The organism is Micromonospora siamensis (assembly GCF_900090305.1).
Classification (GTDB): domain Bacteria; phylum Actinomycetota; class Actinomycetes; order Mycobacteriales; family Micromonosporaceae; genus Micromonospora; species Micromonospora siamensis.
Genome location: NZ_LT607751.1, coordinates 3,290,010 through 3,302,477, shown reverse-complemented (window position 1 = coordinate 3,302,477; position 12,468 = coordinate 3,290,010). Strand labels below are relative to the sequence as shown.

The window sequence follows — 12,468 nt, the reverse complement described above, 5'->3', positions numbered from 1 at the left end:
AGCACCCCCGGTCCACCGAGGTGAGAATGGTCAGCTCCCGCCAGGACGCACCTGACGAGGATCCGGCCCGATGCTGCGCATCGATGGAGGGCGGTTGGGTATACAGGCTGACCCGCATCGAAGCCGCCGCCCACCGCCTCCGCCGACCGCGGCCACGTTCATCGGGCACGTCCCGACTTGGTCGTCCGCCACCACACCGCCGATGAGCCCCAAGGCCACACCTGGACCAATAGCGTCGCTGATCAGCGGCTTCACCCGGAAGGAGCGCACCATGGCCGTCTCGTTCATCAGTCCGGAAGGCCTACCGGCGGTCGACCTGTACCGTCACGTCGCGGTCGCGACCGGCGCGAAGCAGGTCTTCATCGCCGGCCAGGTGGCCGTCGACGCGGACGGCGGCACGGTCGGCGTCGGAGACCTCACCGCCCAGGTCGAGCGGTGCTACCTCAACGTCGCCACGGCCCTGGCCGGGGTCGGTGGGTCGTTCGGTGACGTGGTACGCCTGACCGTGTACGTCGTCGACTGGACACCGGACAAGATGACGCCGTTGATCGACGGCATCACCCGGGCCGCCACGAAGCTCGGAGTCACTCCGGTCCCGCCGTTCACCGGGCTGGGCGTCAGCGCCCTCGCCGGCCCCGATTACCTCGTCGAAGTGGAAGCCACCGCCGTCATGGACTGAGCACGACGGCAGTCGATTCGCAACGTCGCCATCCCGACCTCCAACCAGGCCGGTGTCGCCCACAGGACGCCACCGACGAACGGTACCTCGGCTGGCGGGCGCCGTTCGTCGGAAGCACACGTTCGTACCGCTCAGCCGGCCCGCCGGCATCCAGGCGCACAAGCTCCTGTCCCACGTGTCGCACTGGCTCGGACCCGACGGCGACCAACCTGTCGAACTACTCGTCCTCTTCCGGCGTCAGGTAGAGCGAGCCGATCTCAAGGCCCGCACCACCTGACGCCCGAGTTGCTTACTGCTCGCCCAAGAACGGATCCAGGCCGTGCCCACCGGCGCCCAGCACACGCCGTGACACCTCGGCCTCCAGTGGGCCATCGAACACACCTGCGCCCCCGACCCGGGACGCGGCGGCAGCCTTGGCGTCAGCCATCAACAAATCCATGTGGATCGCCGCGGCCGCGGTGACCCCACCCGCGGCAGCGACCGGCACCAAAGCCAGCACATCGCTGACGTTGCCCGCCGCCCACACGCCGGACACCCCGGTGAAACCGGACGCATCTACCTGGAGTTGCTCCCCCAGGCCCATCGGGTGCTCCCGCAACCTCAGACCCAGTCCCTCGAGGAACCCGGCGCGGGCCATGAACCGAGGAGCGACCGCCAGCACGCGAACCGGCACCACCCTGCCTGACCCGAGCCGGACGCCGGAGAGCTGATCCTGGGCATCGACCTCGACGCCGGCGATCTCCCCGTCAACCACGGCGACGCCCAGGCCCGCGAGCTGTTCCCACTGCTCGCCGGTCAGCTCGATGCCGGTGTGACGGAACAGGGTGACATCCTCCGACATCTGCCGAAACAACAGCGCCTGATGGAAGCTGCCGAGCACACCGATCGCCCGGTCGCGGACCTCCCAGCCGTGGCAGTACACGCAGTGCAGCACATCCCGGCCCCACCGGTCAGCCAGCCCCGGCACGTCCGGCAACTCGTCGACCAACCCCGTCGTCACCAGCACCCGCCGCGCTCGCACCCGCTGCCCATCCTCAGCGACGACCGAGAACGTCTCGCCGTCCCGATCGACCCGAGCCACCCGGCCCGAAACGACACGGCCGCCGTACGACGCGACTTCCTCCCGCCCGCGCCGCAGCAACTCCAGCGGGGAGATCCCCTCACGACCAAGCAAGCCATGCGCGCCGACATTGACCGCCGGCGCATTACGCGGCTCACCCGCATCGATCACCAACACCGACCGGCGCACCCTGGCCAGGTTCAACGCTCCGGAAAGACCAGCAGTACCGCCACCGACCACCACCACGTCCCAGATCCGTTCATCGGCCCGCAGCAACTCGACATCGTTCATGCCAACAGCGTGCGAGCAGCGTCCGCCGACAGCAAGGATCCATGCCATTTCGGCAAAAACCGAGACCAGCGGGGGCTGTCTCGCTAACGGTGTTTCCGGCGAGCTTGGTTAGTAGGTTTCAGCGGCTGGGAAGCGGTCGCTGAAGGTGATGGCGAAGGCGTTCAACGCGGGTTTCCAGCGCATCGTCCATCGGGTTCTGCCTGCTCCGGTGGGGTCCAGGGACCGGGTCACCAGGTACAGACACTTCAACGCGGCCTGCTCGTTGGGGAAGTGGCCGCGGGCCTTGACCGCTCGCCGGTAGCGGGCGTTGAGGGACTCGATCGCGTTCGTGGAGCAGATGACCTTGCGGATTTCCAGGTCGTAGTCGAGGAACGGGATGAACTCCGCCCAGGCGTTGTCCCACAGTCGGATCACCGCCGGATACCGGCCGCGCCACTTGTCGGCCAGGTCGTCGAAGGCGGCCCGGGCGGCGTCGGCGTTGACGGCGGTGTAGATCGGCTTGATGTCGCGCTTGAGTTCGTCCCAGTACCGGCGGGAGGTGAGGCGGAACGTGTTGCGGATCAGGTGGATCACGCAGGTCTGCACCACCGTGCGGGGCCACACGTTCGTCACGACCTCGGGCAGGCCCTTGAGGCCGTCGCAGACGAGGAAGAACACGTCCTTGACGCCCCGGTTACGCAGGTCGGTCAGCACGCTCATCCAGAACTTCGCGCCTTCACCGCCGGAGCCGGCCCACAGCCCGAGGATGTCTTTCTCCCCGTCGAGGGTGACCCCGATCGCGGCGTAGAACGGCCGGTTCGCGACCTGCCCGTCGCGGACCTTGACCACGATGGCATCGATGAACACGGCGGCGTAGATCTCATCCAGGGGCCGGTGGGACCAGTCGGTCATCTCCTCGATCACCTTGTCGGTGATCCGGGAGATCGTCTCCTTCGACACCGAAGCCCCGTAGATCTCTGCGAAGTGCGCGCTGATCTCCCCGGTCGTGAGGCCTTTGGCATACAGCGACAACACGACCTCGTCGACCCCCGACAGGCGCCGCTGCCGCTTGCGGACGATCTGCGGTTCGAACGTGCCGGCCCGGTCCCGCGGCACGTCGATCTGCACCGGACCGTTGGCGTCGGTCAAGACGGTCTTCGACCGGGTGCCGTTGCGGATGTTGCCCGACCCGGCACCAGCCTGGTCGTGTTTTTCGTAGCCGAGGTGCTCCGTCATCTCTTCGTTGAGCGCGGTCTCCAGGACCGTCTTGGTCAGCTGCTTGAGCAGCCCGTCCGGGCCGGTCAACGACAGCCCTTGTTCCTTAGCGGCCCGGACCAGATCGGCGGCGGCCTTCGCCTCCGCCGACGGCTCGGGCCGCTTCCTACGTCCGGTCTGGTCGTTCAGTGTCGCGGTCATTACGGCACCCTCCTCACCAGGCACAACGCCTGGCGGGTCAGGCCGGAAACACCGTTAGATCCACACTCCCGACCAGCGGGCCGCACCGCATCTGCTCCCGCATGGGCCGGTTCAGCGCGTTCAGCGAGCGCAAGCGTCGGGCAGGGCGGCAAGGCCGGTCCGCCGGTGCACGACGACGTGGTCCAGCGGAACTTCACCGCCGGTGGCCCGAACCGCTTGTGGCTGGCCGGCATCACCGGACACCGCACCGCCGAACGCAAGCTCCACCTGTCACCTGTCACCTGTCGGTGCAGCAGGCCCACCCTTGGTTCCAACCTCCCACTGTCCGCCCTAGCCAGATGGCACGAATCCGGTTCGGATAGTCAACCTCCGGCATAGCGTTGAGGGGCACCCGAACCGAAGGAGGAGGGCGATGACCGAACCGGACGAGAGCCGGGAAAAGACCTCGAAGACCGACCAGGTGCTGTTCTCGCCGGACGGCGATCCGCACCACACCATGGCGCAGGCCCCACAACCGGACGAGCATCTGGAGCCGACCGTGACCCGGGAGGGCCGCACCGAGACCGTTGACGATGAGAATTAGGCGGAGCCATGCGACGGCGGGCTCGCCCGGTACGACCACCACCGGGGCGCATACCCGCAGGGCGGCGGGGTGGCACCGCTCGGCGCAGCCTTTCCGGCCGGCGAACCGGTCCTCGTTATGGTCGACCGGTCAAGGGGCCGATAGCCCGCCCGAGCGGCCGGGCGACCGGGCGACCGTCGCCTGAAGTCCGGCTACCGCTCCTCGTCGCGCACGTCGGCCAGGCTGCTGCCATCACCGAGCTGGCTTCGGTTGATGACACTGAGGCTTCCGTCGCTCTCCAGCACCACCGCCGCCACGTCGGCAAGGTCACCGAAGCCGTGGCTGCGGGCGGCCTGCCGGACCTCACTCTCGGCCACCCGTACACGGCGCAAGGTTCGGTGCCGCAGCCGTCCGTCACGCAGCAGCAGGGTCGGCTGGGACTTGAGCAGCCGCTGCGACGGCGGCCACCGGACCGCGAACACGGCGACCAGGTACTGCAGGCCGACCAGCAGGGCCAACGCGACGATCCCCTCGGCCAGGGAGACGTCCCGAGACAGCAGAATCGTTGCCAGGGTCGAACCCAACGCCACCGTGACCACGAAGTCGAACGCGTTGAGCTTGGACAGCGTCCGTTTGCCGGAGACCCGCAGGATGACCACAAGTGCCGGATAAACCAGCACCGCGACGACGAGCAGACGCAGCAGATCACCGGGGTTCTCCAACACCATTCCTCAGACCTACCCCCGACGTCCGACTCGTACCGCTCCGCACCCGCCTGCTTGCTGACCAGAGTCGGCTGCACGATTCAGCGGTGGCCTGACGGGTAGTCGCGGGCGTGACGAATCCGCCGCCGAAGCGGGGCGACACGGCACCGCTGGTCGTGCTCGGCCGGCAAGCAAGGAGAGTGATCGCCGGAACCCGTGGTCGGACCAGCCGGGCGGGACGGTTGCGGCTGCGCCAGTTGGAGATCATCGGACTGATCGCGGTGCAAGCCGGGCTGGCAGCGGCGTTGTCCTGGTGGCTGGCGTTCAACCTGTTGGGGAATCCGAATCCGGTCTTCGCGCCGACAGCCGCGGTGGGCACGATCGCCGCGGCGATCGGCCAGCGCACCCGCCGTACGTTCGAACTGCTGTTCGGGGTGGGGCTGGGCATCGCCATCGGCGACGGACTGGTCCTGCTCATCGGAACCGGACCATGGCAGACGGGCATCATCGTCACCCTGGCCATCGGAGTGGCCCTCGGGCTGACCGGCCGGGGCGGCACCGTGGTCAGCCAGGTCGGTGGTACGGCGGTGCTGATCGCCACGCTCTCCTCCACCCAACAGAACCTGGAGCTACCCAGGATCGTCGACGCGGTGACCGGGAGCCTGGTGGGTCTGCTGGTGGTGGCGTTACTACTGCCCCTTCACCCGATGCGCGTCCTGCGCCGGGCGGTACCGCCGGTCTTCGACGCGCTCGCGCGCAACCTCCACGAGACGGAGGCGGCGATACGGACCAGGAACTCGGATCGTGCCGTGGAGGCGATGGACGGCCTACGCGCCATGGGGCCGGACGTGGAGCGACTCCGCGAAGCGCTCAGCGGAGCGGAAGAGGTGGTGACGGTCGCGCCCGCCAGGTGGCACTGGCGGCGGCACTATCAGCGGTACGAACGCGGCGTCGCCTACCTGACCCGCGTCGTCGCCGACAGCCAGAACCTGGCCCGACGGTCGGCGACGATGGTGCAGTACGACGAAAAGATCCCCGGAGACCTCCCCGACGCCGTCGCCGCACTCGCCGACGCCGTACGACAGTTGCAGCGGGAGGTGCGGTCCGACCGGGACCACGACGGGACCCGACGGCATGCTCTGCGCGCAGCCGCGGGGGCGGGCCGGGCCACCGGCCGGGAACTGCCGAGTTTCGCCACCTCCGTCGCCACTCAGGTCCGAGTGACCGCCAGCGACCTGCTGCGGGCCACCGGCTGCTCGGTGGACGAGGCGAACCAGCAGGTGCGGGACGCGGCACGCGGTGGTGAACGGGGCGTCCGCCCCCATTTCTCCTGACTGCCCCCCGCGAGCGGAGACGGCAGAGCCGCGGCGTGTTTCTCCAACCGGCGCGGTTCTGGGGAGTGTGGCGACGCCTTCCTCCGGGAACAGGGCCGGCATGGCCCGTCCGCGTACCCGTCGTTCCCGGCTCGCCTCCCTGCGCGCGGCCTTCTGGCTGGTGCCGGCGGCGTTCTCCGCCGGCGCGGTACTGCTGGCGATCGGACTGTCGCTGCTTGAGCTGCGGCTGGCCCTGCCGTTCAACGACATCCTTCCCAGCGGCCCCGCCGGCGCCCGGTCGCTCCTGTCGTCGATCATCACCGCGATGATCTCGTTCACCGCGTTGGTCTTCTCCATCACGGTGGTGGCGCTGCAGTTGGCCAGTAGTCAGTACTCACCACGGGTCCTCCGCACGTTCCTCGAGGATCGGGTGACCCAGGCCACCCTCGGGACGTTCGTCGCGACCTTCCTGTTCGCCATGGTGGTCCTCGCCACGCTGCCGGACCGGTCCACGGTGCGGCTGCCGGAACTGTCCCTGGCCGTCGCGATGGCGCTGGTGCTCGCCAGCAGCGGACTGTTCATCTACTACCTGCATCACATCACCACCACCATGCGGGTGTCGCACATCATCGCGGCGATCGGGGCGCAGACCCGGGGCACCATCGGTGAGCAGTACCCGGACGACCAGATCGAGCGAACGTCGGTGTCACTGTCCCCGCCGAACCAGACCGTCTGCGCGGATGTCCCGGGGCTCGTCGACGACATCGACCTGCACCTGCTCGCCGCTCTCGCTCGCCGCCACGGCTCCGCGATGGCCGTCCTGCCAGCTCCGGGCGACTTCGTCGCAGCCGGGCAGCCGCTGGTGACCGTCCACCCGCTCGACAACGAGACCAACACCCCGGTGGCAGCGCAGGAGGCGGCCCGGGTGGTGTCGATCAGCATCGAGCGCACGCCCGGGCAGGATGTCGGTTTCGGCTTCCGACAGCTCGCCGACATCGCCGAGCGGGCCCTGTCGCCAGGCATCAACGACACCACCACCGCCGTGCGGGCGGCGCAGGAGATGCACGACCTGTTGCGCCGGCTGGCCGCGCGGCCGTTTCACCCCTGGGTGGTACGGGACGACGACGGCGCGGTGCGGGCCAGAGCCGAACGTCAGTCGTTCGACCACTTCCTCGCCATCGCGGTGGACGAACTGCGGCGGGCCGGCCGGGACGACCCGCGGATCACCCGCCTGCTGGACGCGACGTTGGCCGACCTGCGGACCGTCGCCCTGCCGGAGCACCTGCCGGACATTCTCCGTCGCCTTCACGGGTGATCTCTTCCCGCGAGCCCACGTCACCGGACCGGGGACCAGACCGCCCACCCGGACGTCGTCGCACCCCCGCAACCGATGGTCGGCGTCGAATGACAGCACGGACAGCACCAGCGGCAGCGGCTCGTCACCCTCCGGAGCGCGCAGCCCCGCGCCGCCGGTCGAGCCCTGGGCCAGGGTCCGGGCGGATCATCAGTGCGTCGGGGATGAGGGCGTGCAGCTGGCAGGCCCGGCCTCCCCGGACAGGGCGAGGGCGATCTGGTAGGCGGCGGCGCAGAGTGGCACCGCGGCCACCGCGCCCGCGACACCGGCCAGGACCGTTCCGGCAGCGACCGCGATCAGGATCACCGCCGGGTGCAGACGCACGGTGCGGCCCATGATCAGGGGTTGGAGCAGGTTGCCTTCGACCTGCTGCACTCCGATGACGGCAGCGAGCACGACCAGGGCCGCGACCGGACCATCGGCCACCAGCGCGACCAGGACGGCTGCGGCGCCGGCCAGGGTCGCGCCGACGATCGGCACGAATGCCGCTACGAAGGTCAGCAGCGCCAGCGGCAGCACCAGGGGCACCCCGACGACCAACAGCGCCAGCCCCACACCGAGGGCGTCGACGGCCGCGATGATCACCGTGCCCCGGACGTAGCCGGCGACAGCTGCCCAACCTGCTCGACCCGCCCGATCCGCTCGCCCACGGTGCCGCTCGGGCAGCCGGCCCACCAGCCACCCCCACATCTGCCGGCCGTCCTTGAGCAGCAGGAACAGCAGCACCACCGCCAGCGCCGCCGCACCCAGTGTCTCGGCGACGAGAGAGGCCCCCACCACCGGCGCGGGGGCCGCGTCGACGAGCGCCCCGCGCAGCTCACGCCACAACTGGTCGAGCTGTCGGGCGTCGAGCGGCGCAGGCCCCCGGATCAGCCAGGATCTGGTCCGGCCCACGCCTTCGTCGAGCTGCCGTCCCAGGTCTCCGAACTGGCCGGCGACCCGGGCACCGAGCAGCACCAGCGGACCGGTCAACACGGCGAGAAGTCCAAGGACCGTGATGAACGCCGACAGACCCCGCGGGATGCCGATGCGGCGGAGCGCGTCGACGACCGGCAGCAACAACGCGGCGACGAGCAGCGCCGCCGCGACCGCGACCGTGACGGGCCCGAGGCGTACGACCACGCGGGCGGCGAGCAGCACGGTGAAACCGATGACGAGCAGGCTGCCGCAGCTCAGCCCGGCTCGCACCAGGTTGGCGGAGGCACCTCGCAGCAGCGGGCGGCGGTCGCCTGACTGATCCCTCACCGATGGGCGGTACCCGTCCCCGGCCCAGGTACCCCTGCCGCCGATCCCGCCGTTTTCCCCGTCGCGGGCCGGGGTAGCAGGACCTCGCGACGTACAGCGATCGACACGGCCGGGAGGAGGTGAGCGATGCGGACGCTGGGAGGACGCTACCGCCTGGTCCGCCAGGTCGGCCGCGGAGGTTCGGCCGTTGTCTGGCAGGCTCTGGACCAGCTGCTCGACCGGACGGTGGCGGTCAAGATGCTGGTCCCCGGCAGTACGGCCGGTCGCGGGTGGCGGGACGCGGTGCGCGACGAGGCAAGAGCAGCGGCGCGCCTGAACCACCCGAACGTGGCGGCGGTCTACGACTACGGCGAGACCCGCCTGTCGGGAGTGCGCCGGTCGCCCTTCCTGGTGCTGGAATACGTCGACGGCGAGACACTCGGCGACCTGATCCGCCGCTGCGGGGCGCTCGGGTGGCCCCACGCGGGACGGATCTGTGCGCAGGTCGCGGCCGGGTTGGCGGCCATCCACGAGGCGGGGCTGGTGCACCGCGACGTCAAGCCGGGCAATGTCATGCTGGCGGCCGAAGGACCGAAACTGGTCGACCTCGGCGTGGCCCTCGCAGTTGGTTCCCCAACCGTCAACAGCCGGGGCGAGGTCCGGGGCACGCCTTCCTACATGGCACCTGAACAACTCCGCGGCGAGCCGGCCGTGCCTGCCTGCGACGTCTACGCTCTCGCTCTGACCCTCACCGAATGTCTCACCGGGCGGCCCACCGGATCACCACGTGAGGACCCCCTGGAGATGCCCCGGGCACATGGCGTGCCCGAGGAGATCGAGGGACTGCGCCGCCGGTGCCTCGCTCCGGACCCTGCCGAACGCCCCACGGCGGACACGGTTGCCCGGTCGCTCGCCGCTGCCGCCGCCGCCGATCCGGTGCGACTCCGGCCGGCCACCGTCGGCCGTACGGAGCCGCGGCCAACGATCGCGGTCGCCGCCCGAGGCGATGGCTCCGGCGTCCGACGGGCGGCACTGGCCGGGGCACTGCCGGTGGTGCTGGCGGGTGTGGTGCTCCTCTCCCAGCTTCCCGGTTCGGGATCGGCGAAGGATGCCGGCAGTGCCTCGGAGCCGGGTACGGCGGCCTTCGGCTGCGCCGTCACGTACTCCTCCGACCGGGGCAACGGGACCTTTGGCGCGGAGCTCGGTCTCGAGGTGACCGGGACGCCCCCCACCGGCCCCTCGATGTTGTCCTTCCGGCTCTCCCCCGGCCAGCGGTTGGCCGCACCACTGGACCGTTGGCAGTCCGGACGACTGGTGCGGCTGCCCGTCCCGCTGCGTTCGTCGCGGGCCCGGGTGCCCCTGCGAGGCACCTACGAGAGCAGGTCCCAACCAGCGCCCGACCGCTTCGCGCTCGCCGGCGTGTCCTGCCGCAGATCGTCGGCCCTGGTCACCGTCGCAGAGGAGGCCGGACCCGGAGCCACCGCCGACGACCACCGGTCGAACGTCGGTGAACCGGGCCCGGTCCGGCCAGCGGGGCGGACGAGTCCACCGGTGACGGCAGCCGAGGACCGCGACGAGGAGGACACGCCACCGACCCGGACCGGGTCCGCCCCCGGAACTGTCCGATCTTCGGCTTCGGCAGACACTGATCGGCAGCAGACGGCCCCGCCGGTGCCGCAGCAGACGACCAGCCCGCCGGCCTCGCCCATGCCCCAGCAGACCACCACCCCCGCCCCCCAGCAGAGCTCCGGGCCGACCACCCCGCCCGCCGAAGAGTCCACCAGTCCGCCCGCCTCCCCTGCCCCGGCCCCGAGCAGCCCCGATTCCCCGACGCCCCTCCCCAGCGAGGCGTCAGACCCAACCCCGACGCGGCCACCCGATCCCACACCCACCCCGAGCGGGGAACCGCGCTGAAGGGACCCAGGTCGTGCCGGCCAGGCGCCCCGAACCACGGGAACAGGACGCCGACCGCGCCCGGACCGGTCAGCGGCTACCGTCGTCTCGCCGGCCGCCGTCCGGCAACCGCTCGACCAGCAGCAGCGCCACGTCGTCGCGGGGCTCACCGCCGACGTGGGTGCGTACCGCGTCCCACACCCCGTCGAGCGCCTTTTCAAGCGACGAAGCGGCCAGCGGACGTTCCAGGCGGTCGAGGGGGAAGAACCGACCGGTACGGTCACGCGCCTCGATCAGACCGTCGGTGTGGAACAGCAGCCGGTCACCCACGGCCCAGCGGTGCGGCGCCGAAGCGGTACGCGGGCCCCCCAACCCCAGTGGTCGGTCGGGCTCCTCCTGACCGAGCGGGGCAAGCGCCGCGCCGGGCCGGTGCCGCAGCGGCGCGGGGTGCCCACAGTTCACCACCCACAACTCCGGTCCACGGATCTCCACCAGTAGGGCCGTGACGAAGGTGGCGCCGTGAGCGGGCGCAGGTTCGCGGGCGACCAGGGCGTCGAGATCAAGGGCGACCTCCTCCAGCCGGGTGCGCACGATCGCGGACTGCCGGAAAGCGCCGATCACCGCCGACGCGAGCTGCACGGCGGGAAGTCCCTTGCCGCAGACGTCACCGACGATGAGGCGAAGCCCGTCCGGTCCGGGCACCACCTCGTAGAGATCGCCGCCCACGCCCGCGTCCTGGTGCGCGGAGACGTACCGGGCCGCCAGGGCGACCGCGCCGGCCCGGGGTGGAACGTCGCGCAGGATCGCCCGCTGGGTGACCCTCACGATCTCGCCCATGCGGCGGATCCGCTCCTCGCGGAGGGTTCGAGCCCGCGCCACGTAGAGCGAAGCGATGCTCACCGCGATCACCACCGCGACCCGGAGGACATGGTCGAGACTGCCGAGGGTCTGGCTCGGCAGTCCGGCCACGATCGCGGCCACTGTCGCGGCAACGGCCGCCACGGCGGTACGTCTCGTCGTGTCCACCGCCGCCGCCACGAGCGGGGCCAGGGAGAGAAATCCGATCAATACCGCGTGCGCGGCGGCGGCCACGTCGACGAGCAGCACGGCGGCGATGACGGCCAACGCCGCCGGCAGGCCGAGCCACCGCGGCCGACCGGCCTCCTGCCCGCGCGCCGGATCAGCCATCGCGGCCGATCGGGTGGGAATGCACCGACCCGGACTGTCCCACGGCCGGCTGCGACTCGATCATCAGCCGCAGCGCGGTGATCTCCGACCGCAGGGCCGCCACGTCGGCCGCCGTCGCCGGCTGCGGACGGTCACGGTCGGCGACCCGTTCGACGATCCAGGTGGCGAGCGAGCCGGTCACGAAACCGATCAGGCCGATCCCGCCGATCATCAGCCCCAGCGCCACCAGCCGACCGGCCGGGGTGACCGGGAAGAGATCGCCGTAGCCCACCGTGGTGATCGTCACCGCCGCCCACCACAGGGCGTCGTCGTAGGAGGTGATCGAGGCGTCGGGCGCGCCCCGCTCGGCGTCGAGCACCGCCAGTGCGGCCACGACGATCAGCAGGACGGTCGTCGCGCTGACGTAGAGGGCGAGGCGCCCCCGGGCCCAGACGGTCGTCCGGCGGGTCAGGTTCAGCACGACCGTGACCAGTCGAAGCGCCCGCAGCGGACGCAGGAACGGCAGCACCAACACCGTCAGGTCGAACAGGTGGCTGCGCAGGAACCGCCACCGGTCCCCGGCGAGTGCCAGCCGCACCAGGAGGTCGACCCAGAAGAGGAGCCAGATCGCCACGCCGCTCGCCTCGCACGCGACCACCCACCGCCTCGCGAGGTCCGGCACCAGGATCGGCCACGCGTACGCGGCCAGGAACACCACCGACAGGAGGGTCAGCGGAGCGGCGCTGACCTGTTCCCAACGCTCGATCCGCCGCTGTCGGGATCCCTCCCGAAGGCTCACCACCACGCCACCGCCCTTCCTGTATGC

General features: G+C 70.8%; 11 protein-coding genes. 5 read left to right on the top strand and 6 right to left on the bottom strand.

Translation table 11 applies throughout. The features are described from left to right. Positions 1 to 271 precede the first annotated feature (271 nt). Positions 272 to 679 (top strand): RidA family protein, encoded by a 408-nt coding sequence (locus GA0074704_RS15185; protein WP_088971117.1) that lies wholly within the window; start codon positions 272 to 274, stop codon positions 677 to 679. Positions 680 to 968: 289 nt separating this feature from the next. Here GA0074704_RS15185 and GA0074704_RS15175 read toward each other — a convergent pair whose 3' ends face one another. Beyond that, the gene (locus GA0074704_RS15175) at positions 969 to 2,030 is read right to left on the bottom strand and encodes an NAD(P)/FAD-dependent oxidoreductase (RefSeq protein WP_088971116.1); all 1,062 of its coding nucleotides are present in this window, start codon (positions 2,028 to 2,030) and stop codon (positions 969 to 971) included. 108 nt (positions 2,031 to 2,138) lie between these two features. Continuing rightward, a complete protein-coding gene (locus tag GA0074704_RS15170) occupies positions 2,139 to 3,425 on the bottom strand; it encodes an IS256 family transposase (protein WP_088970031.1) in 1,287 nt (428 codons plus the stop codon). A 412-nt stretch (positions 3,426 to 3,837) separates the two neighbouring features. Between GA0074704_RS15170 and GA0074704_RS29055 the strand changes: the two genes are divergently transcribed. Beyond that, a complete protein-coding gene (locus GA0074704_RS29055; protein WP_172880559.1) occupies positions 3,838 to 4,008 on the top strand; it encodes a hypothetical protein in 171 nt (56 codons plus the stop codon). A gap of 191 nt (positions 4,009 to 4,199) precedes the next feature. Here GA0074704_RS29055 and GA0074704_RS15165 read toward each other — a convergent pair whose 3' ends face one another. Then, complete coding sequence (locus tag GA0074704_RS15165) at positions 4,200 to 4,715, bottom strand: DUF421 domain-containing protein (RefSeq protein WP_088971115.1); 516 nt, start codon at positions 4,713 to 4,715, stop codon at positions 4,200 to 4,202. A 176-nt stretch (positions 4,716 to 4,891) separates the two neighbouring features. Between GA0074704_RS15165 and GA0074704_RS15160 the strand changes: the two genes are divergently transcribed. Together GA0074704_RS15160 and GA0074704_RS15155 are read left to right on the top strand one after the other, a co-directional pair. Continuing rightward, the gene (locus GA0074704_RS15160) at positions 4,892 to 6,025 is read left to right on the top strand and encodes an FUSC family protein (RefSeq protein ID WP_231926451.1); all 1,134 of its coding nucleotides are present in this window, start codon (positions 4,892 to 4,894) and stop codon (positions 6,023 to 6,025) included. A 100-nt stretch (positions 6,026 to 6,125) separates the two neighbouring features. Further along, entirely contained in the window at positions 6,126 to 7,319 is a 1,194-nt protein-coding gene (locus GA0074704_RS15155) for a DUF2254 domain-containing protein (RefSeq protein WP_088971114.1), read from the top strand. 189 nt (positions 7,320 to 7,508) lie between these two features. Here GA0074704_RS15155 and GA0074704_RS15150 read toward each other — a convergent pair whose 3' ends face one another. Further along, a complete protein-coding gene (locus tag GA0074704_RS15150; RefSeq protein WP_157743693.1) occupies positions 7,509 to 8,603 on the bottom strand; it encodes an AI-2E family transporter in 1,095 nt (364 codons plus the stop codon). Between the two features lie 126 nt (positions 8,604 to 8,729). On the opposite strand from GA0074704_RS15150, the gene GA0074704_RS28820 reads away from it, so the two are divergent. Then, complete coding sequence (locus GA0074704_RS28820; protein ID WP_157743692.1) at positions 8,730 to 10,496, top strand: serine/threonine-protein kinase; 1,767 nt, start codon at positions 8,730 to 8,732, stop codon at positions 10,494 to 10,496. A gap of 69 nt (positions 10,497 to 10,565) precedes the next feature. On the opposite strand, the gene GA0074704_RS15140 is transcribed toward GA0074704_RS28820, so the two are convergent. Continuing rightward, positions 10,566 to 11,663, bottom strand: a complete 1,098-nt coding sequence (locus GA0074704_RS15140; protein ID WP_088971112.1) for a PP2C family protein-serine/threonine phosphatase — start codon at positions 11,661 to 11,663, stop codon at positions 10,566 to 10,568. Further along, positions 11,656 to 12,444: a potassium channel family protein gene (locus GA0074704_RS15135; RefSeq protein WP_088973697.1), complete on the bottom strand. Its 789-nt coding sequence runs from the start codon at positions 12,442 to 12,444 to the stop codon at positions 11,656 to 11,658. Before GA0074704_RS15135 ends, GA0074704_RS15140 begins: the two co-directional genes overlap by 8 nt. Positions 12,445 to 12,468 lie beyond the last annotated feature (24 nt).